19 protein-coding genes and 5 pseudogenes are annotated in these 22,742 nt (G+C 53.9%); 12 read left to right on the top strand and 12 right to left on the bottom strand.

The genetic code is table 11. The features are described 5' to 3' along the window. Positions 1–31 precede the first annotated feature (31 nt). Entirely contained in the window at positions 32–2,131 is a 2,100-nt protein-coding gene (locus LIW51_RS30535) for a bacterio-opsin activator domain-containing protein (RefSeq protein WP_227379810.1), read from the bottom strand. Positions 2,132–3,772: 1,641 nt separating this feature from the next. Between LIW51_RS30535 and LIW51_RS30530 the strand changes: the two genes are divergently transcribed. Further along, on the top strand, positions 3,773–4,036 hold the full coding sequence (locus LIW51_RS30530; protein ID WP_227379809.1) for a hypothetical protein: 264 nt from the start codon (positions 3,773–3,775) through the stop codon (positions 4,034–4,036). A gap of 72 nt (positions 4,037–4,108) precedes the next feature. Here LIW51_RS30530 and LIW51_RS30525 read toward each other — a convergent pair whose 3' ends face one another. Beyond that, a complete protein-coding gene (locus LIW51_RS30525) occupies positions 4,109–4,288 on the bottom strand; it encodes a hypothetical protein (RefSeq protein WP_227379808.1) in 180 nt (59 codons plus the stop codon). Positions 4,289–4,952: 664 nt separating this feature from the next. Next, the gene (locus LIW51_RS30520; RefSeq protein WP_227379807.1) at positions 4,953–6,098 is read right to left on the bottom strand and encodes a S8 family peptidase; all 1,146 of its coding nucleotides are present in this window, start codon (positions 6,096–6,098) and stop codon (positions 4,953–4,955) included. Between the two features lie 562 nt (positions 6,099–6,660). Here LIW51_RS30520 and LIW51_RS30515 point away from each other — a divergent pair. Beyond that, on the top strand, positions 6,661–7,749 hold the full coding sequence (locus LIW51_RS30515) for a Gfo/Idh/MocA family protein (protein WP_227379806.1): 1,089 nt from the start codon (positions 6,661–6,663) through the stop codon (positions 7,747–7,749). Between the two features lie 20 nt (positions 7,750–7,769). Here the strand turns inward: LIW51_RS30515 and LIW51_RS30510 are convergent, their stop codons facing one another. Beyond that, a complete protein-coding gene (locus LIW51_RS30510) occupies positions 7,770–8,135 on the bottom strand; it encodes a DUF7344 domain-containing protein (RefSeq protein ID WP_227379805.1) in 366 nt (121 codons plus the stop codon). Between the two features lie 560 nt (positions 8,136–8,695). On the opposite strand from LIW51_RS30510, the pseudogene LIW51_RS40150 reads away from it, so the two are divergent. Further along, a pseudogene (locus tag LIW51_RS40150) lies at positions 8,696–8,776 on the top strand (DUF7835 family putative zinc beta-ribbon protein); the annotation flags it as partial. A 184-nt stretch (positions 8,777–8,960) separates the two neighbouring features. On the opposite strand, the gene LIW51_RS30505 reads toward LIW51_RS40150, so the two are convergent. From LIW51_RS30505 to LIW51_RS30490, 4 genes are all read right to left on the bottom strand, one after another. After that, the gene (locus tag LIW51_RS30505) at positions 8,961–9,428 is read right to left on the bottom strand and encodes a hypothetical protein (protein WP_227379804.1); all 468 of its coding nucleotides are present in this window, start codon (positions 9,426–9,428) and stop codon (positions 8,961–8,963) included. A 310-nt stretch (positions 9,429–9,738) separates the two neighbouring features. Then, a complete protein-coding gene (locus LIW51_RS30500; RefSeq protein WP_227379803.1) occupies positions 9,739–10,014 on the bottom strand; it encodes a hypothetical protein in 276 nt (91 codons plus the stop codon). Positions 10,015–10,146: 132 nt separating this feature from the next. Then, the gene (locus LIW51_RS30495; protein ID WP_227379802.1) at positions 10,147–10,323 is read right to left on the bottom strand and encodes a hypothetical protein; all 177 of its coding nucleotides are present in this window, start codon (positions 10,321–10,323) and stop codon (positions 10,147–10,149) included. A gap of 108 nt (positions 10,324–10,431) precedes the next feature. Further along, on the bottom strand, positions 10,432–10,788 hold the full coding sequence (locus LIW51_RS30490) for a DUF7972 family membrane protein (protein ID WP_227379801.1): 357 nt from the start codon (positions 10,786–10,788) through the stop codon (positions 10,432–10,434). Here LIW51_RS30490 and LIW51_RS39610 point away from each other — a divergent pair. From LIW51_RS39610 to LIW51_RS30455, 7 genes and pseudogenes are all read left to right on the top strand, one after another. Further along, positions 10,735–11,311: pseudogene (locus LIW51_RS39610) on the top strand (SOS response-associated peptidase); the annotation flags it as partial. The gene LIW51_RS30490 and the pseudogene LIW51_RS39610 sit on opposite strands and share 54 nt — an antisense overlap. A 106-nt stretch (positions 11,312–11,417) precedes the next feature. After that, entirely contained in the window at positions 11,418–12,248 is an 831-nt protein-coding gene (locus LIW51_RS30480; RefSeq protein WP_227379800.1) for an alpha/beta fold hydrolase, read from the top strand. Between the two features lie 54 nt (positions 12,249–12,302). Further along, positions 12,303–12,743, top strand: a complete 441-nt coding sequence (locus tag LIW51_RS30475) for a luciferase domain-containing protein (RefSeq protein WP_227379799.1) — start codon at positions 12,303–12,305, stop codon at positions 12,741–12,743. Positions 12,744–13,357: 614 nt separating this feature from the next. After that, positions 13,358–13,579, top strand: a pseudogene (locus LIW51_RS40540) (hypothetical protein); the annotation flags it as partial. 47 nt (positions 13,580–13,626) lie between these two features. Then, complete coding sequence (locus tag LIW51_RS30465; RefSeq protein ID WP_227379797.1) at positions 13,627–14,058, top strand: hypothetical protein; 432 nt, start codon at positions 13,627–13,629, stop codon at positions 14,056–14,058. A gap of 734 nt (positions 14,059–14,792) precedes the next feature. Next, positions 14,793–15,875 (top strand): TrmB family transcriptional regulator, encoded by a 1,083-nt coding sequence (locus tag LIW51_RS30460; RefSeq protein ID WP_227379796.1) that lies wholly within the window; start codon positions 14,793–14,795, stop codon positions 15,873–15,875. Between the two features lie 14 nt (positions 15,876–15,889). Then, positions 15,890–17,584: pseudogene (locus tag LIW51_RS30455) on the top strand (glycoside hydrolase family 13 protein). A 13-nt stretch (positions 17,585–17,597) separates the two neighbouring features. On the opposite strand, the pseudogene LIW51_RS30450 reads toward LIW51_RS30455, so the two are convergent. Together LIW51_RS30450 and LIW51_RS30445 are read right to left on the bottom strand one after the other, a co-directional pair. Further along, positions 17,598–17,741 (bottom strand): annotated as a pseudogene (locus LIW51_RS30450) (IS1595-like element ISHti5 family transposase); the annotation flags it as partial. A 93-nt stretch (positions 17,742–17,834) separates the two neighbouring features. Further along, positions 17,835–18,470, bottom strand: coding sequence for an SDR family NAD(P)-dependent oxidoreductase (locus LIW51_RS30445; protein WP_227379795.1), 636 nt, complete (start codon positions 18,468–18,470; stop codon positions 17,835–17,837). Positions 18,471–18,681: 211 nt separating this feature from the next. On the opposite strand from LIW51_RS30445, the gene LIW51_RS30440 reads away from it, so the two are divergent. Beyond that, positions 18,682–19,404: a class I SAM-dependent methyltransferase gene (locus LIW51_RS30440; RefSeq protein WP_227379794.1), complete on the top strand. Its 723-nt coding sequence runs from the start codon at positions 18,682–18,684 to the stop codon at positions 19,402–19,404. 73 nt (positions 19,405–19,477) lie between these two features. Here the strand turns inward: LIW51_RS30440 and LIW51_RS40535 are convergent, their stop codons facing one another. Both LIW51_RS40535 and LIW51_RS30435 read right to left on the bottom strand, forming a co-directional pair. Then, positions 19,478–19,957 (bottom strand): DUF8215 family protein, encoded by a 480-nt coding sequence (locus LIW51_RS40535; protein ID WP_497007419.1) that lies wholly within the window; start codon positions 19,955–19,957, stop codon positions 19,478–19,480. Between the two features lie 541 nt (positions 19,958–20,498). After that, positions 20,499–21,263 (bottom strand): acyl-CoA thioester hydrolase/BAAT C-terminal domain-containing protein, encoded by a 765-nt coding sequence (locus LIW51_RS30435; RefSeq protein ID WP_227379793.1) that lies wholly within the window; start codon positions 21,261–21,263, stop codon positions 20,499–20,501. 913 nt (positions 21,264–22,176) lie between these two features. On the opposite strand from LIW51_RS30435, the gene LIW51_RS30430 reads away from it, so the two are divergent. Continuing rightward, complete coding sequence (locus LIW51_RS30430; RefSeq protein ID WP_227379792.1) at positions 22,177–22,530, top strand: ArsR/SmtB family transcription factor; 354 nt, start codon at positions 22,177–22,179, stop codon at positions 22,528–22,530. The last annotated feature ends 212 nt before the right edge of the window (positions 22,531–22,742 follow it).

Genomic DNA, 22,742 nt, shown 5'->3' with positions numbered 1-22,742 from the left:
ACGCCCGATCGGGTTGATATCCACGTCAGTTCTACGTTTTACTGGTTGCTGCTGGGGGTGTGAAGAACGTCGTCAGGAGTTTGCGGTGAGCGGCTTGCAAGTGTTGATGAAACGTTGGCCCCGAAATCTCAAGCGTGTCGGCCAGCTCGGCACCGGTACTCTCACGGGGCGACTCGAAGTAGCCACTCAGATAGGCTGATTGCAAGATTTCGTGTTGACGGTCAGTCAGCTGTTCGTGCACCTGCTCACGGAAGCCGGTCGCCGAGTCACCCGAGCGTTCGCGCTCTCGTTTGGCAGCGAGGGTGGCTTGGGGGTGGACAGTCTGGACAGCGTTGATAAATGGCCGGAGTTCGGTTGTATTAGGCACTTCGACAGTGAGTGTCCCCTGTCCATTCGTGGCGGTTGCGGTTTTGATGGCGGCACCGCGTTCAAGGAGGCGGTTTGAAGTGGTTGTTTCGCTCTGAAACAGAAATTCAAACCTGCTCGTCTCCTCATGCGTGGTGATACACCGCGCTCGCTGGACATGCGGAGAGCGGTCAGCGTGCTCGAGAATTTGCTCTGGAGATACATCTTCTGCCTCAATATATTCTAGGAGGTCACCATCGCTGGTCTGGACAATCCCATCAAGGGTGAATGAGCAGCCGAGTTCGTCTGAGACAGTGACGAAAAAGCCGTCCGTCTTAGTGAGATCAAAGTCGAGTTCAACCACTTGATCCGTAAATAAGAGTTGTTGGGTTTTGAGGGCGTAGATCGCATAATCGAGTGTCTCACCTAGCTCGTCGAAGATCGCTTGTTCGTGCTCGCTAAACATCGCGGGCTGTGTCCCATACACGACGAGGACACCATAGGTCGTCTCGCCATAGATGAGTGGCACACAGATCGCAGATTGGAATCCGTGGGACAAGGCAGCCTCACGGACGGACGCTGGAAATGCTGGATCAGCCTCGATATCGTCAACGACATGAATATCACCAGTTTCGATTGTTTGTGCTGCCGCCCCCTGTTCAGTATCCGTTGGATCTGCTTCGCGGATAGCCTCGAGATACGCCTGCTCAACACCACGTGCTGTGCGAATATCAATACCTTCGGTTGCTGGCTCAAGATCTCCGATCAGTGCTGCCTGGTAGAGGTCTGAGGTGACGAGGTGCTCACAGACCAACGCCTCGATCTCGCTCTGTGTCGTCGCCTCGACCATCGATTTGTTGACCTGCCTGAGGACGGTATTGATCTCGGAAATCGTCTGGAGGATCTCGCGTTGGCGCTGCAGCGTTTCTTCCCGTTGTTTCTGCGCCGTGATGTCCTCGACAATCCCAACAATTCGATGGAGCTCTCCCACGTCATTATAGACAGGAAAGGCGCGATCAGAGACCCACCGAATCGTCCCATCGGGCTGGACAACACGATAATCTACAAAGTATTCACTCTGCGGTGTCCTGGCTCGCGAATCTTGGACGAGGTGGTCTAGGAATTCCTCGACCTGCTCGCGATCGTCAGGATGGACGGCTTCTATAAACGTCGATAATTCGCTGTAGAGCGATTCGCGTGAGCGCCCCCAGACATCTTTATAGGCCGAGTTTACGTACAGTACCTCGGTCAGGGCGGCATCTGCCATCCAGAGCACGCTATCGATATGCTCTGCGATTTGCCGGAAACGCGCTTCGCTGTCACGACGCTTCTGTTCGTGGGTTTTTTGCTCGGTGAGATCCCGGATGATCGCAGTAAACACTCGCTGGCCATTGTACGCATGCTCAGTAAATGAGAATCGGAGTGGGATTATCTCTCCATCTGTACGGAGACCTATCCGGTCGAGTGTCGTTCGGTTCACTGGTTCGGACGTGCTTTCCGTGACTTGAACCGCCTCCTCAAATTCATCATAGTAAGACTGTTCGTACTGTGGGGGGAAGAGAATGCGCACTGGATGACCAACTAGCTCATCGATATCGTATCCAAAGAGGTCACTTGCTGCCGAATTTGCATACACAACCATCCCTGAGGTATCAAGTGTCAGAATGGCCTCGCCTGCCTCCTCCACCACTGTGCGGAAGAATGTGACGTCCTCGTACCCATCGATGAGTAACTCGTCGTCAGATTTCGATAGATAGTCATCTCCCCCATCTGGGATAGGAGTCATTACGTTCGACGCACTCAGGCAAATTCTATAAAGCCTAGGGTTGTCCTTACAAGGTTGCTTTAAAAGAGAGGAGATGAAACAGGCTACTTTGATGCAGAACTTTTCAGTGTACTGGGAAGTGCATGTTCGAGTTGATGGGTACGATCCGCTCGAACCTAACACGGGTGCCACGTACCATAATCGCCACATTTCGTCGATTCAGCTAGAAGATACTGATCATAGTGTTCTGCCGGCACTACTGCCAGCGATGATTTTCGACTCGGTAACTGCCACACTTAGGACAAATACAACCCTGATGCCGTAAGTGGACGCCATAGGTGAGACACTCATAGTGATGGTCAGGCAATTGTTCGTTGCATCTCTGTCCCCACAACCATCGTAACAAGTCCATCCGTTTGCACAGCCACTTCTCGAAGTACTCCACCGGGAGTGAAAATATGACGCTGAACGAGTCTGTTTCTGTGAGTCCATTTTAAAGTAATATACAGCGTTCTGTCACTATTCACACTACGTATTGAAATCTTTTGTTTCCGATTAAATATATGAATAAATACTTGGTGTAGGTATATCAACCAAAATAGCGTCGGTTTATTGAGAAGAAGATCAGAAAAGTACAGTAGATGGCATTCTATCACGATTGGGGGACTGATATACTTGGACAAGCTAGGATGAGATATGGTATTGGCACTCTTTACCATCTTGACAGTGCTGTTCTGGGCCACCGTATTTGTGCTAGCGACTATTGGCGGTGCATACGTGATTTGGTGGGTCTGGACGACCTATGACATCCAAAGAGAACAGGACAACACAAACTCTCATAACTCCTGATCAAATCGGACGACTGCCAGTCACGCTACTCAGCACTAGGATAAAATACTAATTACGACGGGAGCATGTTCTCGCTTTGAATTGAGGGGTTTTCGACGTTCAAATCCCTTTTGTTGGCGATGGTAGGTTTTCTGCTTCGTGGATCGCCTCGACTTGCCCATTTCTACTTCCGGTTATGGTCAAAGGAGAGGTTACATCACTCCATTTTCTTCCGCAACTGTTCGATCCGAGTCGTTGTACTCTCCACATCATTCCCGAACCCAAACTCCACTTCGTGATACTGTGTACAGGCACGGAGGACTTTGCGAACGGTATGCCGTGAGAGGATTGTTTGTTGGCACACTTCGAGGAGTGTTGTCGCCTCTTTTGCAATGCAAGTGATTTCCTCAACCGTATAACCACCCGTTGGCGGTAAGTACTCTTCTGGTGGGTTGGTCACGTCGATGCCCGACTTCAATCCTATAGGAGTCTCCCTCTCATTCCACCCAGTAAAGAGTTTCCCACACAACTGCTTCCATCTGATAGGTAGCTCTGCTTAGTTGACGGAGCGGAATACGAGATACATGATATCGGGTGGCCCGCCACTCAGTCTCGACCACGCGCCTTTTCAAAGGTGTAACGATGAATAAACACCACGATGTGGTGGCGTAGGTGCGAGGTGCCAGTTACAAGATAATCTGCAACGAATATCAGGCTGTGATACTGGTTGGGTGCATGTGTACAAGCTGCATTGGTGGGCACTGGATTCTTTTGGATGTTCTCCAGTGGCGTCGATACCTTGCTACTCCCCACGGGGGTATATGGCTTGTATCAGTGAGTGCTCTCCTCATCAGTGCGCTGTACACGGACGTCATGCTGCCGGGACTACTCGAGCTCACGTTCATATATGTGCGCGTGTCGAAAGGCGATCGATACGATGGTTGGCAACGGCGTGGCTTAGAGCTTGGCGCACTTGCGATGGTATTGTTTGCCCTTGCTGACCTCACAGCGAATCTCCTAATCCTAGTTATTGCGGCCAGTATCACGGTCGCGATGGCAATTGTGTTCGTACTGGCCTACACCCGGCACGAGAATTGAGCCTAATCCTCGCCTTTTTATCCGAAAACAATATCAGGCAATGATCGAACAGCTCAACCAACAACTCACTTCCTACACGGCCACGATTGGGGCAGTCGTGCTCAGCGAGAGCGTCTTGGAGAGACCCTTCTTGCCGACCCCTCGTATCAGACTGCGTTCGCCCTGGGGACGCTCCCGGTGGGCGTCGTCTACTGGACGCTTGTACGGATGGAGGAGTGACGCTACCCCGCCGGTGCCAGCAATTGTTCGCATGATCTCCTTTTCCACTGACTACAGTGAACCGAACTTCTAAGTTGATTGTGAACCTGTCTCACTATTTCGGGTCTTGCATCGACGTTCGGACATGCCCAGCGAACGTGGATCGCACGGGGCAGCCAAACCACTACTATTATCCACGTTTCACAGCCATGAACAAGGTTGCTGTGTTCACATTCTTGAGCCAGAGTAGCTAAGTGAGACACTTACACACTACGAGTGTCGGGTGAATCGTAATAAGTTCGCCCGGCGGATGTGGACTTCACGGAACCTAGTAACTACCCCTGTCACCACGTTCAAAGGAGGAGTTTTTCACAGTCGGCAGACATATATTGCTGAGGTAAGCTCGGTCACGTTCGTGAACCCAACTACTAAGTGAGTGACTAGCATACTTTTTGCGTCGGGTGAGGTCATAGTGAGTTCACCGTGAAATACACTGATCCGGTATCCGCTCGACAAACGTGGGACAACTCGATAAGCTCCCTATAGCATCACTCCCACGTTCCTGACAGTGCCATGTTCATTGTAGGCACGTACTCGTACTGCACTTGGAATTTAGATTGAGAAGAAGCTTCTTGCTGGCAGTAAAAGGTTTCGTGCTTCCTTGAGGGCGGTGACCTGCTAGATTTCACTTCTGCTTACGGCGAAAATGGATAGGAGCTTAGGTGCTATCGTTGGAGTCGAAGCCGAGTGCGGCGGCCACGTCCAAGAGGCCTGCACCACTCTCATTCGCGGAAAGACCAATGTCCTCAGCAGTGCTCATCAGCTTCTGTCGTGCCTCATCATTCGTGAACCCGTTCGCCATGAGTTGCCCAGCGGCGCCGGAGACGTGCGGACACGCCATTGACGTCCCTGAGAGTGTCGAGTATGTTCCTCCAACATACGTCGAGTAGATGTTACTTCCTGGGGCAGCAATCTCGACTTCTGGACCCTGACTGGAGAATGACGAGAGGCCGTCATTTTTGTTTGTTGAACTAACGGCCATGACCGACGAGTATGCGGCCGGATAGCCAACGCAGTCAGTACACGGCCCGGAATTACCTGCTGCCGCAACGAGTAGAACACCCTTGTTCTGTGCATACTGGCACGCGTCTTTGAGCGTCTGGGAACTAGAATCAGAACCGAGGCTCAGACTGCCGACGTCCCAACCTTGGTCAGCCGTGTATTCGATCCCTGCAGCGACATCAGAAGTCGTCCCAGATCCAGCGGCGGTGAGCACTTTGACTGCGTGGAGTGTCGCCTCCGTGGAGACGCCGACGACTCCTTGACTGTTGTTTACTGCATCTGCGATCCCTGCACAATGCGTACCGTGTCCATTATCATCTTGCCACGCTGGATACCCTCCTGTCGTCACGAAAGATTGGCCGGTGCCAAGATTCGTCTGTAAGTCGGGATGAGTGCTATCGATACCAGTATCAATGATGGCGATGTCGGCGCCGCTGCCCGTCTCACCATTAGAATGAGCGACTTCTGCGTCAACTCTGTCAACACCCCACGGTAGCGTCTGTGCGAGTGCCTTGACTGTCCCGTTTTCTTCGACATAGCGGAGGTCACCGCGTTGTTGGAGTCCTGTTACTGCTCGTTTTGGTGCACGAATCGTGAGCGCGTCGAACTTGAACTCACGAATAACATCGCTGGCTGTGTTCTGTGCAGCTTGCTGACCCGCTTGTGACTTGTAGCCAATGTTCACTTCGACAGTCTCGTCTGGCTTTGCTGTGGCAAACCCTCCTACGCTGACTGCACCGAGGGAACCGCCTGCTACTCTGAGTATGTTCCGCCTCGAAACGCCATTAACTTTCCTGAACATCCAGCTATTAGGATAAGCTACTAGATTAAGAAGTTATTTCATCAACTGCTGGTATTAAAGCGTATAATATTGTTTTTGCTAATGATTTTTCGGATGTCAATCCGCCGATTAAGAACCACAGCTACATTATCAACTCTCCTAGTACGTAGGACATCTTCTGTTTCCGCATCTCGGTCTCGGTGATGGTTGGTCGTATTCTCATTCTCGAGGAGGGGAGATCGATTCAAGATACATCGAGGAGAGACCGCTCTCTCGCAACGATAGACGAGTGCTCACCACTCCCAGGCGAACTCCGCAAGTACATTGCCGAGAATGACCGTCGTGTAGAATGAGCTCTCACTCAAATATCGGAAGTTATGCATCGTTTTGGTGGTCGGTTCCGAGATAATTCTCTTGCTGTTCCTAGTTGGTTATCTCATTTGGTCGATCACGCTTTTTATTCACTATCTAATATTGCAATATACTCTGGACACCACTACATAATTTCTCCCTAAAGAAAGAATTCAGTCTCCTCTGTTCGCCGTGACAAACTACTAGTGCATGGTCGTCGTCTGCACGTGCAATGTCAGCTCATAGCTCACCTCCTAGCGATGCAGACGACTCTGTCCAAATCGGTATCATCGGACTTGGGAATATTGGGCATTATCATGCTGATCGCCTACGTGACCTCAATGTAAACCTCACTGGGGGCGCCGATATTAGCGCCGAAGCGCGAGAACAATTTGCAGAAAAATACGAGACACAGGTGTTCAACACGGCTAACGAACTCTTTGCGACTGGATTGGATGGCGTGATCATTACGACACCCAATCGGTTTCACGAGGAGTATGCGGTTGCCGCGTTCAAGGCCGATGTTGCTGTCTTCCTTGAGAAGCCACTAGCGCACACGCTTGAAAGTGCTGAGCGCATCGCAAAAGCTGCTGAAGACGCGGACACGTTCTGTATGGTTGGTTTCCATACGCGGTTTTACCCGTCGGTTCGCACCATTAAGGGGTATCAAGATGCAGGTCGATTTGGCAAGATTCGGCATATTGAAGCGAATTTCATCCGTCGTCGCGGCATCCCCGGGCGGGGCACTTGGTTTACAACACACGAGGTCGCTGGAGGCGGTGCACTCATTGATATCGGCGTGCATGCAATTGACCTGGCCCTCTATATCCATGGATTCCCAGCGATTCTAGAGGTAAGCGCGACGTCTCGCTCACAATTCGGCGATCGCGAGGATTACATATATCTCAATATGTGGGGTGAGGATACGGGCCCTGGACAGTTCGACGTTGAGGATTCGGTCAGTGCCTTTCTCCGGTGTGCTGAAGGCAAAACGATTGCGCTGGAAGTGGCGTGGGCGGCCAATTGTCCGGCAAATCAGAGCTATTTCATCCGCGGCACCGAAGCTGGAGCCCGATTCGACCGGGACACCGAGTCACTTACAATCTATAAATCGAGTCCGGTCGGCGCCGATCATCTCTCTGATGTAACACTCCAAACCCGGCCAGAAGACGCCTTTACGGCAGAGCAGCGCATGTTCGTGGACGGGGTGCGAACAGGGGATGCCCCGAATCAGAACACCGTCGAACAAGCCCTTACCGTCCAGCGAGTAATCGATGCAATTTATCGCTCGGCGGCTGACAAGCATGCAGTATCACTCTAACACACACACCACGCCCACCACTAGTCGATATGGTATTTACGGGGAGTACGTTCATACGGACGCAACGCTGGTTTCACGTACTGAACACGCTCTGTGAGCGTGATCACGGTCTGCTCGTACGTTTGCTTCTGGGTGAGCAACCCTGCTTCTCGTAGGCGAGGAATATGCTCCCGCGTCAATGATTCATAGACCTCATCATATTTGTCGGAGTGAAAGTCTTGACTAGAACTGTCGCTTTCCTGTCTAGTGATGTAGCGTGTGAGTTCGGTGAGTGAAAGCGGACGGTCTTGCTGAAGTAAATAACAGAGAATAACACGACAGCGTGGCTGGGCAACGAGTGCGAAAATTTCCGCGGGTGTGTCGTCGGAGATCTCGGGCATGCTCATAGATCCTTCACCGCAACTCTGGTGAATTACGCGGTGGTATAAGTGGTTAGTACCTAGGTAACGTGAGCCATCACTGTAAGCGTGATGGCTCTTTATTCTGACCCGTAGTTCGAGATCCTCGAACAAAAAGGTCTGTTTAGATACTGTATCTCCGTACTTGCCATGCTCAGGCGTTGCTGACCTTGTATTTAGCTATCTTATCCTCTCGTGTACTATCTTAATAACTATAGTGAGGGCTACTGCAGTTGAGAACTGCGTGCGCACCGACAGTGGGTCTCTGACTCGTTCACAGTACCATGTGATACCCAGTATGAGTGTCCACGCACCATAATCGCCAAATTATGTGGATTCAATCGGAGAATGCCGACGCGGTGTTTTGCTGCCGCATGATTCTATTATGCCTTTTGGTGTTCTATGGTGGAATAAGCGACTACACATCATCGAACGTGAACCGGTTAACCGATTGACCAAACCTAATCATGACCACGACTGAAGCATGTGAAAACTGTTAGCGAGAAACACCCCACTCCGTTCGAATTGAGATGTGAACTGAAAGCGAAACGAGCGAGAATGCTGCCTTCTCGCACGAGCCCTATCACATCACGGAATGCCACGAGTGTGGAAAGACAACGAGACATTGAATGAATAGCGCATAATTGCTGTGGCGACCTGACAGAATTGACGCTAATTGGTCAACCGTATACAACTCGACTTAAAAGATTGGCAAGATCAGTAAGGAAGAGTATATGAGATTAAACAATACAGACGCAGGACTCAGCGATGCAGTGAACGACGAGACGGCCGCGGGTCTTTCAGACACAAAGATCACCGAACTACTCGACAATCGGCGTCGGTGTCGACGGAAACCCACGGCACCCACCGGAGCGCCGGGGCCGGGAAGTCCCGCGGGTGCTCGTAGATGCCCCACTCGCCCAGCAGGTTGGCGTGGTCGGAGGTGATCACCGTCCGGTCGGCGTCGGCGTTGTCCACCAGTAGTTTGACGTCCGCTAGCGCATACCGGAGATTGGCCTCGTACCCCGCCCAGAGGCGCTCGCGCGAGAGGTCGTCATCTCGGTAGCACTTGAACTCGTTTTCCTGTTCGATCTCCCCCTTCCGATCCGTGAATCGGTCGTAGCGGAAGCCGCCGGACCACTCGACGGGGACGAACAGGCGGTGGGGCTGGAAGTACCAGACGACGGTTCGGTCGGTCTGGTCGTCCACCTGATTCCGGAGGTAGTCGACGGCGGCGTCCGTGACCGCCCGGGCGGGGACGGTCCCCTCCCGTCGTCCCACCCCTCGCGCCAGATCTCGTCGACGTACCCCCAGCGGTTCTGAAATCGATCGCGCCAGACGGTGTTGACGTTCCCGCTGAGCAGCGCGATCCGCGCGAGCTCCTCGCGGTACCGGTCGACAGTATGAACCTCCAGCCACTCCTCGCTCATGCTGGCGGGGCTGTACGTCGACCCATACTCATCGGGGAGAAACTCGAACTCGTGCGCTCCTGACGCCTGGGAGACGAGGCGGTTTGACGACTTCCTCTTCTGAGGCGTCCGCGACGCCGCGGCGGATGTCCGCGGTAGTCCTACGTCGACCGGAGACTGCCTCACGTGTGCCGGTACTCGAATATCACTGCCTGCAACCGCTCGTCGAGGGAGGTGAACGGGACGTACGTCGGCTTCGCGACGTACGCCGGCACCGGCACGAACTCGCCAGTCCGCAGCAGGTGCAGCGCGATGGCCGTCGCGCGGTGGTTGCCGTCCAGTAGCATCGGCGTATGCCCCGGTTTCGACTCGATGACGTGTTTTCCGTCGGGCGGATCCGGAAGCTGGTCAACGATGCTTTCGACCTCGGCCACGAGATCCGAGTGTTCGACGAGCACCGACCGTCACTCCGGGCCGGGGTCATCCCGGTGAATTGCTTGTGCAACGTCGAGTACCGTCCCTGAGACGCCGAACTGGCCCCACGCGTGCCGGATCGAGTAGAACAGCGGTTCGCTAAGTTCAGTCCGATACTACGCCAGCGAGAGGCTGTCCAGATCCCACCGCGGTAGTGACCACAACGTCCGCAGTCGCTCGAACTGCTCGTCCGGAGTGAGTTTGTCGACGTGTACTTCGTCGTCGACATTCCCAGTCTCCTGCTCAAGAAAGAGCCAGTCGTGAACGATGGTGTCTCTGTCGACGCGCTGCATCCCGTGTAATATCGTTGTCGCGAACCATCATGGTTACGGGGGCGTTGAGACGGCCATCTAGTGAACGACCTCGACGATCGGTGGCCGTCGGCGGCAACGGAGCGGCCGTCAGTCGTCTGACTCGGGGATGAACGGCCCGTACGACGCCGTCTGGCGGGCAATCGTCGCCACGCGGAGGACGTACGCCTCCAGGATCGCAAGCGGGATGAGCGTCCCCGCCACGACTACGAGCGTGGGACGGGGGAGGTTCAGCCCGACGATATCGCAGTAAGTGAAGATGCCAACCGCGGCGAGTATCACGGCAGAGATCCCCGTCCCGATCAACAGTCGAGACAGGCGGGCCTGTTGTCGTTCGATGACGCCCATTTTTAGGAACTGCCGGGCAGCATCGATCTGGACGAACAGCTCCTCGAGCCGCTCCAGGTCATCACGAATGAGGCAACCGACGAGATCGATCAGTGCCACTGGGGGCTAATTCCCTTCTGGGCAGACGAGCCCGAAGAGGGAATCATCAATGCCCGTTCCGAAACGGCCAGCGAAAACGAGTATTCCAGGATGCGTGGGAATCCCGACCGTGTCTTGTCCTGTCGTCCGGATTCTACGAGTGGCAGAAACAGAATGGTGGACCAAAGCAGCCATATAGAGTTTGTCGCGAGGACACTCCGGCGTTCGCGATGGCTGGCCTCTGGGAGGTATGGGAAGGTGACGAGCAAGCGATTCGTGTGTGACGATCCTGACGATCGAACCCAACGAGCTGATGAAGCCAATCCACGATCGTATGCCCGTTGTACTCGCACGTGATGACGAAGACCGGTGGCTCTCGGCAGGGCCAGACGAGCGGGAAGCATTGTGTCAACCATATCCGGAGGACGATTTGGCCGCGTACATGATCTCGACGCGGGTGAACAATCCGAGTCACAACGATCCCACAGTCATTGAGCCGCTGGAGCATGAGCAATCTGGGCTCGGAGGGTTCATGTCAGAATGACCAGTGTACTTCAGAAGTTTATAGCGAGCAAGCGTGCTCGTGCGTCCACGGGCGCTCAGCGTGGTTGTCAATAAGAGGAATGACGTATAGGATAGGGGAATTGAACATGCCACAAGTGATATCGAAAGACGGTACAAAAATTGCGTACGAGAAGACGGGACAGGGACCAGCAGTCTTTCTTGTCGATGGCGCATTGGCCTACCGAGGCAATTTCGGCCTTGGATCCCTAGCGGCCGCGCTCTCTTCTGACTTCACGGCGTACACCTACGATCGCCGTGGCCGTGGCAAGAGCACGGACACCGTGCCCTACGCCATCAAGCGGGAAATCGAAGACATCGATGCCCTCATCGACGAGGCAGGCGGTTTGGCGTACCTCTACGGGATCTCGTCAGGCGCCGTCCTCGCCTTGAAGGCGGCTAGCCAACTCGAACCGGAGAAGGTCACCAAGCTCGCTCTCAACCAGCCGCCGGTCGAGGTCGGCGAGGAGGCTGAACAACAATTTTCGGAGTTCCGGCAGGAGATGGACGACCTCCTGAAAGCCGGCAAGCGCGACGAGGTGATCGAGTTCTTCCTCGCCGACATGGTGCCTCCCGAAATGCTCGAGGACATGAAACGGGGGCCGGAGTGGCCGCTCATGGAAGGTGTGGCACCGACGCTGGCCTATGACAACGCCATCCTGGACGATGGCACTGTTCCGGTCGACGACGCGAAACGATCGACAATGCCGACGCTCGTGCTCGACGGGAGCGTGAGTCCCCCGAGCTTTCGACAAGCAGCCGACACGCTGGCGACAACGATGCCGCACGCGACACGACAAACGCTCGAGGGCGAGCCCATCCGGGCCGCGCCCGAGACGATGGCTCCAGTCCTGACAGAATTTTTCACGAACCACGTACAGGATACCCAGAATGCGACGAACGATTCGCATAAAGCCTAATGACGAACAACAGCTATCTCGTTGCCAACCCTAGGGTGACTGGGAGTAATTGACATGCACGACGACGAGTCTGCTCGGTCCCGGAGCCCGAGCGATCAGATCATCGAGATGGTCGCATCATGGCCACACATCGAACTGGGCGAAGGCCGATTCAATTCGACGAGCTTCAACGTCGCTGGCAGCGAAATCGGACATCTTCACCCGAGACTGGCAGATATCGGGTATCCGAAACCGCTCCGAGACCAGCTGATCGAGGAGGGTCAAACAAAGGAACACCATGTGGTTCCAAACTCGAACGCGACGACGTTCCATATCGAATCAGCTGATGACGTCGACCACGACGTTTGGCTGTTCCGACTGTCGTATCTTGCTCGACTGGCCGCCCTGCAACGGCGTGGAGAAGTGGACTCGGACTTGGACATCCAGCACGAACTAGACGAACTCGCACCGAGCGACGGGGTTCGCAACGCCTTCGAGGCTACCAACGCGGCGTAGCCGTCGTCTCCGAGAGGCTACTCGGGATCGGACGGTGTGGCCAGCCCCAGGAATTCAAGCATTCGTTCCTTCGTCCCATTCGCTCATCACTCCTTGTGATACCTACGGGGGACAGCGGGTGAATACAACAACGACGGTTGCGAAGGCAACACATCGACGATATTCGAAGATTGTTAGCCTCTCTCAAATCTGAGACGATAGAGGGGCCAATACCGGGATTCGGACGGTGCTGGCTCATTGTTCAAACGAAATCTGCTCCCCCGAGGGTGGCGGCCCGTCGGATTCCACTTTCGCTTAAATTTTAAGCAGAAAGCGACTGTTCAGAGAATCAGATTAAGACTTTTCAATACAAGAAGAATATTGTTCTCCGACAATGCTGAATCCCAAGGCAGTTTACAATGATATAGGCTACAGTTCAGTTATCTACTTTACTACTTCACTCTTGGTTAAATCTAGTCGTCTGCACTCGGAATAGTAATTCGGCCGGAAGAAGACATGTCCACTCAACGTTCGGTCAGTTCGTTCACGTCGGTGGCGTCACTGATTCTGTGGTGCGACGAACGCCGTGATTACATGTCCTTCGGCGCGATGGCGCGCTGTTGATACGCGAGACGATGCGTCGCTTGCGGCTCGGGTGGCCGAGCATGGTCGTCCTCGGGCTGGTCTACGCCGTCGTAGAGGAGGCGTTCGTCACCCAGTCGCAGTTCAATCCCGACTACCTCGGATTGCGATTGCTCGACTACGGCTACGTGAGCGGGCTGGGAATCAGCGTTTGGTGGACTGTCTTCGTGCTGGGGATCCACACGATTTGGAGCACCGCGGTGCCCATCGCGCTGGTCGAGAGCCTGACACCCGAACGCCGCCACGCACCGTGGCTGGGTCCGTGGGACTCGCAACGACAGCGGTCATCTTCGTGGCCGGCTGTGCGATGCTGTTCGTCTTCCAGCAACAGGACCCCTTCGTGGCCTCGCGGGCGCAGTTGGTCGGCAGCGCGGTCGTCGTCGTGGTGCTAGTGGCCGTCGCAGTCGGTCTCGGTCGCGTCGAGAGAGCCACTGGGAGCACCAACACTGCCAGTACCGCCACGAAACACGCGCCCAACGCCCGAGTCGTCGGCGCGACGGCCTTCATGCTTGGGTCCACGTTCATGTCGCTCTCCATCGTCCACGACGTGATTCCCGCCGCCCTGAACGCGGCCGGAATGGTTGGACTGGTGCTACTCGGCGGTGGCCTGTTCCTGCGCTGGTCCAGTCGACCTGGCTGGTCCTCGCACCACGATTTCGCCGTTCCCGCTGGCCTGCTATTGACGTACGTCTGATACGGATTCGTACAGGTCCCCTCGATCGGTGACACCGACCCGCTCGTCGACGCGGCCGGGAACGTTTTCTTCTCGCTTGGTGCCATGGCGCTGCTGGTCGTTGCCAAACGGCGGCTTGACGCGACCGAAGAACACGCACCGAAGCGGTCGCGGTCGTAAACCGAACGTATTCGAATCGTGAATCGAATGCGAACCGAAATCCGAGTTCGTTCGAGGCCAGCGGAACTGCGGGCTCACGAAGTGCGAACCGCAGAATCCTCGCACGTCGCGTCGGCGTCCATCCCCCGACTTAGCGTCGCCGTGGAGCTGTATTACGGCCTGCGCACAGATTGAGTCGGGGGTACCGGGGGTGTTGCACTTCCGCTTATTCGGGAAAGCGACGGATAACACTCCTCGTCTCGAATGAAATCGAGAACTAGGACAACGCCTGTTGTCCTACAACACCTATTGTTAATAAAATTGATAAGTTTTATCTCCTCTTCCCACCTACCAGCTCTTACAATGGCATGGAAGCATCACCGGAATCTCTCAAACGAAGAACAGAAAAACCAGGAACCGAGCGCCGGCACCAAGTGGTGGTTCATCGCCGGTGTTTCCTCGGCAGCGGGCACTGGATAAGCATGCACACCGAACACTCAGATCATCAGAAAAATCATTTCAGACACATAAACGTACCAGTAGCTCCTAGCCACTCAACATTCCTGATTTAGCCATGTACCTCGTACAAACCGATCATGGAAACCGGTGAACTCATTTCCGTGCTAAAAGACGCTGGGTTGTCCCCCTATCAGGCAAACGCCTACGTCACGCTCCTTGAACTCGGCGCAGCGTCGGCAAGTGAGGTAGCAACCGCAAGCGGTGTTCCAGGACCACGTATCTACGATGTCCTCCGCGACTTGGAAGACAACGGTTACGTTGTCACCTACGAACAAGACCAGTTATACGCCCGCGCAACCGATCCAGCCGATGCACTCGCAGCCATCAGGACTCGCATTGGGCGTTTCGAAACCGCTATCGAAGAGATCGAAACGCGCTGGCACCAGCCGGAAGCTCACGACCACGAGATCACTATCGTTCGGCGGTTCGAAACAGTCTTTGAACAAACCAAACGTGACATTCGGGACGCCGAGGACTACGTGCTTCTGTCGGTAACATCTGTCCAGTTCCAGGAACTCCGACCCGCGCTTCGCGAGGCCCACGAGCGTGGCGTTTACACTCATGTCGTGATCCAACCTTTGCCGGATGAAGAGCTCTCGCTCCAGACAGAGGATTTTGAAGGCGTTTGTACGGAGGTTCAACGGACAGTTCCGTGTTGGGGAAAACCGTTCGCCGCACTGATCGACCATCGAAAGGTCGGTTTCGCGCTCTATATCGATTCACCTGACGAATATGGCATCCTCGTCGATGATCCCCTTCACGAATTCGTGTTCTGGTTTTATCTGGCAGGGCTATCAGAGATCGCCGAGTCGGTATACAGAGATTCCACGACGCAACTGCCAGTTGTCTTCGGGGAAATCCGCGGTTGCATTCGCATGGTTGAACCGCTTTTGCGAGACGACGTGACGGTGACCGCTCGGGTTCACGGCCGGTGGACACACACGAAACGCTCCTGTGAGTTCTTGGGACGAATCGTCGACATCCAGTACGCGGGCGAGCCAGCGACTGATGGATCGGCGTCGCTATTCCACTTGATCGAGCAGGCCACACTCGTCATGGAGACGGACGAAGATCGGTATACAATCGGTGGACATGGCGCAACGCTTGAAGATATCGAGGCAGATCGAGTGGTCGTCGAAGACACAACATCGAACACGTGAGAAGAGATTAGTCGATGGAAGAAACCGATCGTGCAGGTGAGCAGCGAGTTTGGTGGAAGGAAGCAGTCGTCTATCAGATTTACCCGTGGAGCTTCAACGACTCGGACGGGGATGGAATCGACGATATCCAAGGCATCCTCCAGAAACTCGACTACTTGGAGCAGCTCGGCATTGATATCGTCTGGCTCAATCCCGTCTATCACTCACCGAACGCGGACATGGGCTACGATATCGCGGACTACTACGCGATTATGAACGAGTTCGGGACGATGGCCGACTGAGAGGAGCTTCTCGCCGAGCTGCATGCGCGGGATATCAGACTCATCATGGATCTCGTTGTCAACCATACCTCCGATGAGCACTCGTGGTTTCTCAAATCCCGATCGTCGACGGAAAATACATATCGTGAGTATTACATTTGGCGACCAGGGAATAACGACGAGCCGCCGAACAACTGGGAGTCGGTTTTCGGTGGGTCAGCTTGGACCTATGACGAAGCTACGGACGAGTACTACCTCCACCTATTCGACGAGAAACAACCCGATCTGAACTGGGAGAATCCTGCCGTCCGTGAGGATATCTACACGATAATACGGTGGTGGCTTGAGAAAGGAGTCGATGGCTTTCGGATGGACGTGATCAATCTCCTCTCGAAGTCGAAGGGACTTCCTGATGGCGATCCTGAAAGCTGGCTCCCGGGTATAGAACACTTTGTTGACGGGCCCGAGATACATGATTACCTTCGAGAAATGAATCAGGAGGTGCTAGCTGATCGGGACGTCATGACCGTCGGCGAGATGTACACTACACTCGAAGAGGCGTTGCAGTACCTCGAACCCGGCGATCAGGGGCTGGAAATGATCTTCCACTTCGAGCATATGTACCTAGATCGTGGCACGAGCCTGTGGAACGTCGTCGAATGGCAACTTACCGACTTCAAAGAAGTACTCACTAAATGGCAGACTGCACTGTACAAGGACGGATGGAATGCCCTCTATCTGAGTAACCACGACCAGCCTCGACAGGTGTCGCGCTTTGGCAATAACGGTGAGTATCGAGTCGAATCGGCGAAGCTTCTAGCGACACTTCTACACACGCTTCGCGGCACGCCGTACATATATCAGGGTGAGGAACTCGGGATGACGAACGTCCGCTTTGACCGGTTGGATGACTACCGAGACGTAGACACCATTCAACGCGTCGAACGCGCCATTGAACAGGGTAAAATTGACGGCTTTAGTGAAATCGCAGACCTAGTGCATGCTCGTAGTCGAGACAATGCCCGAACACCGATGCAATGGACTGATGAATCAAACGCAGGTTTCACTGATAGCGAGCCTTGGATCCAGGTGAATCCAAATTATCCGGAAATCAACGCCGAGCAGGCGATAGCCAACTCTGATTCGGTCTGGAACTACTACCGACGCCTAATCGCGCTTCGCAAGGAGTACTCCGTCATGATCTACGGAGAGTACAAACTCCTACTTCCCGACCACGAACAGATCTACGCCTACACACGGACACTCGGAGACGAACAACTACTGGTGATTCTCAATTTCTCTGGGGGAGCATCTTCATTTGAACTCCCTGATCAAATCAGCTATGAAGATAGTGAGGTGCTAATTGGCAATTACAACAAAAGAGTGAGTGAGCCTCCCGATGCTGTCGATCTGCGACCGTACGAAGCACAAGTGTATCGGCTCATGTAATCGTACGCTAGGCTCATGTATAGAAGTCAGTTCCTATGATTTGCTCGAACCAGTTCTCGGTGTTGAGCACGAGACTGAGGAAGTTGAGAGAGCCCTGTAACTGGTGTTTAGAGACGCCTCTAAATCGTCACACCCAGTTCCGCAAGAAGCTCAAACGTCTCTGAGCAGTTTCAGGTGGTACCTCAGGTCTATCGAACCCTGCTACTTGTACAGCTGATGTCGGCTAGGCGGATTAGTCATGTACTATCTCTCATGAAAGGTCGATTTTCTGATCTTGCTCAAGCTCAGCTCGAGAGAGGTCTGGATTGTCGACCTCGATCATGCCGGGTTCGATTGCGTTCACTCGAATGTCTAAGGGGCCGAGTTCAATTGCAAGGGCACGAGTCAAGCCATTCACTCCTGCCTTCGCCACGTTATATGGAAAGAATCCTGGTGAGGCTGCCGACGCGTTCGCCGAGGAGATATTGATGATACTCCCCCCTCGTGGCATGTGTTCCATCGCGTATTTGGTACAGAGCCACTGGCTTCGCAGCGTTGTTTCCATCGTAAACTCCCAGTCGTCAAGCGTCACTTCGTCAGGTGGACCATTTCGACCGTCTCCCACGTTGTTTACCAGAACATCGATGTGCCCAAAGTCGTCAACTGCCGTCGCAACAAGCTCTTTGATCTGTGCTGGATCACGGACATCTGCCTCAACATAGAGAGCATCACTGTCCAGCTCATCCACAACTCTCTCGCCGTCGTATTCACCCTGGTCGTTCACAATAATGGATGCTCCTTCAGTGGCGAATTTCCGGGCGATTCCGAGCCCAATGCCGTGGATGGATCCTGTGATAACCGCTACTTTGCCTTCTAATCGTGTTGGACAGTGAGTCTGCGAGGCCATAGGCTATCAAGAGTGATTACAGTACGACATTCATTGTTCTCCTTCTTCCTATGCAATCCGTATCACGAGTTATGGAGTTCGCTGAGCGTTTGCTGAATAAAGGGCGTATATTTAGCAACTGAAGGCAGCAGTAACAGTCTCTTCGACTCATTGGTGATCGTCCCGGGAATTATATCACGAATCGTTACAACCGTTTGGTCGAGGGACGCACTTGGTAAACGACAATAATCCAACTGACCCAGAGAAAGGGTACAACACGCTCACTGAGCAAACAGACTCGGACGATCTCGGTAATCCGTGGGGGACGAGCCCGTATCAACGAACCTTCGCATGGCCGGCAACAACGGATCTCCTCCCGAATATTGAGGGAACTCACGTCTTACTTGCTGGCTGTGGACGTGGCGATCACGTTGAGTGGTTCCTCAATCGTGGAGCAGATGTCGTTGGTGTTGATATTGCCGGCAAAGCGATCGCAACTGCTCGTGACCGATACGGTGACGTTGCGACGTTCCGGCATGGCTCGCTGACTGATGTTTCAGAGCTTGTAGAGGGATCCGTTGATGTGATCCTTTCACACCTCGTCCTCAGTCATATTGAATCGTGGAAGCCAATCTTCGCTGGCTTCCGAGAAGTTGCGACTGACAGTACAATACTCGTCATCACGACCGTGCATCCCCAATATCTCAAGGAGTTTGGGGAGGTAGAACAATACACTGACACTGTTGGATTTGTCAGCAATTGGGGGTCTGTCGACCTGCCGACTTACTACCGACCAATGTCTTTAGTTCTCAACGCGATTACAACGACAGGCTGGCGGATTGAGATGGTTCACGAGCCTGTTCCTCCTGAGGAGTTTCAGGAGTATGATCCCGATCGTTATGCAGCCGCTCTGGAACGACCGGAACTACTGACACTCCGAGCGCAGGCTGACTGACAGTGAGATATCACCCTCTCGTAAAATGCTCACAATGCCTTTTCATTCCTCATGCCGAATGCGAGAGCAGTGACTACGGTCGACGTCCATTCCGGAGTGCTCGTGTCTCACCGCCAATGCCATGACGAAAAAACGTAGTTACGCTTGCCATCGGGTTGCTAGCGCGCCAGCAAGCACAGGAAACACGCCGACTGCTACCACGCTCACGCCCTGACCAGGCAACGAGGAGGAGTGGGAGTGGAGTCGACGGCGTCCCGAGGAGTCCTCCCCCATACGCGGCAACTGCTAACGCAAGGTTGAAATACAGCACTCGTAATACAACCAGTATTGGTGTTATTGAAACCCAGCCAGGAATGTCCGTGAAGAGGGGACTGACCCAGCCACCGCGGATTAACGCTGCGCCGAGTACCATCGTCATCCAGCCAAGGAAAGCGGCGCTTTTCACCCCGCCATACTCAACCGGTGACGTGACCATCACGATGTAGAGCAGTGGAATACTCGGGAAAGAGATATCAGTGAAGGTGTAAACGGTGTCGTCGATAAAGACACCGATCCCGTCTTTTTCGACTGTTGTGGGGGTGCCGCGGCCCGTATATGACCGCCGGTTGCGGCTCTGGGCTGGCCGCGGTTCTCGCCCTGGGGGGGGCCAGACATAATATTCTACTCTACCTTAATCGGTATTAAAAAAATTCGGGAACTGTACAGTCATATTATCGTACAGATTCAGAAGCGGGATGCCAAGAACGTCCATGCCGAACACCAATTCCCTCAACCCTCGCCCAGTATCAGTGGCAGTGGCGTAGATAGGTTGTACAGTCTGAAGTCGATGCGGATAGCCAGCATCGGAATCCCCCGATCAGGCGGCGAGTCGAGCGTATGTACGGTTATCAATGGCTGCGGATGACATCGCCTATCGGAGGCCTCGGTTCAGGCACGCCAGCAACGACGGACAAACGAATGCTGCTGCCCGAGCATTCGCTGTCGGCGCGCCGCCATAGTTATTGTTCGTGAACCTGCCTGTGTACCGTTGATATGGAGCGTGAAACACATGACCAGAATCGCAGAGGACACGCAGCCCGTACGGATAGGGGTGATCATGCCGCGTGAGCCGATTGATCGCAAGGACCGATAGTGGGGGGGGCAGGCCAAAGCTGGTCGTCGCCACCGGCAAACAGAAGCACAGGGCCATTGATTTTTTCGACAGGAATGAGCGCGCGTTCGAGTGTCGTGGCAGATACACCTTCCAGTACTCGTTTCCGAACAGAAGCTACCTCACAGTCGTGCTCATATACCGACCGGATCGATCTGAACACCGCCGATATTGCAGAGAATGGTGCAACAGGCTTCCCGTTCCGTACCCACGCGGCTTTGAAATCTCGTGGGGGATATTCCTGTGCAATCACACCACTCCCAGAATACCCGACGACCGTCGCGGGGCCTTCATAGTCGGCCGCTGCGAGCAGTGCTGGTTCGACGCCGCGAGAAAATCCGACCAGCCCAACTCCGTCATCACGAACCGCTTGCCGGGTGGTGAGCCAGCGAATCGATCGCTGGAAGTATTCGAGTGGAATTCCGCTCAGCGAGTCTGGTAATCCGTCAGCATCGAAGTACTGCAACGCAAGGGTTGCATATCCATGTGACGCCAGCATCCGACTAAACACCTGTGGCACATATGCTCCAGAACCATGAAGTGTGGTGACCGCTGGATGAGGCCCTGACGTTGGTGGGAGATACAACCAGCCGACGAGATCGTCGGCCGCAACCGAGCGCTGAGTTACCTCTGGGGCGGTGTAGACACGAGTGGTGGGTCGCGTCACCACCGGCGATCGCTTGGATTCGACGTATGCCGTGAGTGTCACATCAACACTCTTCTGAGTGCCAATAACAAATGAGGCTGGCGTTGGCGACCCGGTCGCTGGCCGTAGAGACTGAAGAAGCATATTGGCCCCCGACTGATCCGCCGCGCGGAGGTCATCCTTGGTTCCGACCCACGTCGACGCTAGTTGTCTCTGTGTCATCTCGCTGGATGAAAGTACTGCCGTCCCAGTGTCGTCCGTTTGGAGTGACCACGTTTTCCTGAACGCAATATCTCGTGCGTCGGTGGCCGTCGCCTCAAGTCGTACTAAGATATTTGATTCAAATCCAGACAGTCGGATTTGGATCGGACTGCCAATGGTGCTCCGCGTCGGCACGTGGATCGAACCACTCGTTGATTGCTCTTGCTTAAAAAAGAGACTGACTGACACCCAGAGAGACCAACCGTGCTGGCGACAGCCGTTGAGGTAAGTAATCCCCGTCGAGAGATTTGTTCGGGCACTGGTCCATCCTATTGCATAGAGGATATTAAATGTAATTGTTAGTGATAATTTGAAGTTCTATCAACGGAATCCGTCAGTGGGAACCATATTTCAACCAATAAAAGAGAACTCAGACAGTCGCTGAACAGGCTGGCAGCTAGCCGACGAAGAATTCAGTCATGGGAGACCGAGGTTGATAGAAGAAATCAGTGTTGATGTCAGTAACGAGCGTCAATAGAGGATTTGCTGGAGATATTCGTGGAGAGAGTTTGAAAGGGGTTAGTCAGCTGCCACTGAGTGACGGATAACTATTGTTACGGAATTTCGTCATCGAGGCTCTCTGGCGTGAGACTATACTTTTCGTGAGCGATAGTGATCGTATCATCCACTGAGACGCCAAGGCGATCTCGAAAGGTACTTTCGGATAAACCAGGCATACCGATGTTTAAGATAGTTCACTGGTTACACTCACACAATGAGCGACCTCCTCCGGAAACTCTCAGGATCACGATCTCAACCAACGAAACAGGGTACCTTGTGTGATCTTGCGGACGATTCTGGCGCAGAGGTGTTCCGCGTCCTCTCGTCAGAAACCGCACGTACTATCTATCTCTCCCTTCAGGATGAATCCGCTACCTCCTCAGAAATTGCCGACTATGCCGGCACCTCGATTCAAAACGCTCAGTACCACCTTACCAAACTTCTCGAAGCAGAGTTAATTGAGCTGATTGATACGGAATATTCCTCAAAGGGAAGTGAGATGCATGTCTATTCAGCAACTGATGATCCACTCATCATCGTGAGTGGGTCGGACAGTCGGCTTGAATAAGTCCGCTCACGAGTATCAGATCTGTTGGGTGGCATTGGTCTTTTGTTTGGTGGCAGTCTCCTAATCGAGTGGTTGGCACAGCGCGAACTGCTCAAGATCAGTCCAGTATTTAAGGGAGTTTTCGAACTTGCCAGTAAGACAAGCGCACCAGCAGACCCAAGCCCATTGCTCTGGCTCCCTCCCAGTCTCGTCTTTTTCGCTGGAGGTCTTGC

It is taken from the genome of Haladaptatus halobius (assembly GCF_020618475.1).
In the GTDB taxonomy this organism is placed as follows: Archaea; Halobacteriota; Halobacteria; order Halobacteriales; family Haladaptataceae; genus Haladaptatus; species Haladaptatus halobius.
This window is presented reverse-complemented; position numbering and strand designations above follow the sequence as displayed.

What these genes read in the sequence shown, in the direction of transcription:
- LIW51_RS30475 (WP_227379799.1), top strand. Translation starts at nt 12,303, where the DNA reads ATGCACGACGACGAGTCTGCTCGGTCCCGGAGCCCGAGCGATCAGATC.
- LIW51_RS30520 (WP_227379807.1), bottom strand. Translation starts at nt 6,098, where the DNA reads ATGTTCAGGAAAGTTAATGGCGTTTCGAGGCGGAACATACTCAGAGTA.
- LIW51_RS30480 (WP_227379800.1), top strand. Translation starts at nt 11,418, where the DNA reads ATGCCACAAGTGATATCGAAAGACGGTACAAAAATTGCGTACGAGAAG.
- LIW51_RS30535 (WP_227379810.1), bottom strand. Translation starts at nt 2,131, where the DNA reads ATGACTCCTATCCCAGATGGGGGAGATGACTATCTATCGAAATCTGAC.
- LIW51_RS30495 (WP_227379802.1), bottom strand. Translation starts at nt 10,323, where the DNA reads ATGCAGCGCGTCGACAGAGACACCATCGTTCACGACTGGCTCTTTCTT.
- LIW51_RS30525 (WP_227379808.1), bottom strand. Translation starts at nt 4,288, where the DNA reads ATGCGAACAATTGCTGGCACCGGCGGGGTAGCGTCACTCCTCCATCCG.
- LIW51_RS30460 (WP_227379796.1), top strand. Translation starts at nt 14,793, where the DNA reads ATGGAAACCGGTGAACTCATTTCCGTGCTAAAAGACGCTGGGTTGTCC.
- LIW51_RS30445 (WP_227379795.1), bottom strand. Translation starts at nt 18,470, where the DNA reads ATGGCCTCGCAGACTCACTGTCCAACACGATTAGAAGGCAAAGTAGCG.
- LIW51_RS30430 (WP_227379792.1), top strand. Translation starts at nt 22,177, where the DNA reads ATGAGCGACCTCCTCCGGAAACTCTCAGGATCACGATCTCAACCAACG.
- LIW51_RS30510 (WP_227379805.1), bottom strand. Translation starts at nt 8,135, where the DNA reads ATGAGCATGCCCGAGATCTCCGACGACACACCCGCGGAAATTTTCGCA.
- LIW51_RS30515 (WP_227379806.1), top strand. Translation starts at nt 6,661, where the DNA reads ATGTCAGCTCATAGCTCACCTCCTAGCGATGCAGACGACTCTGTCCAA.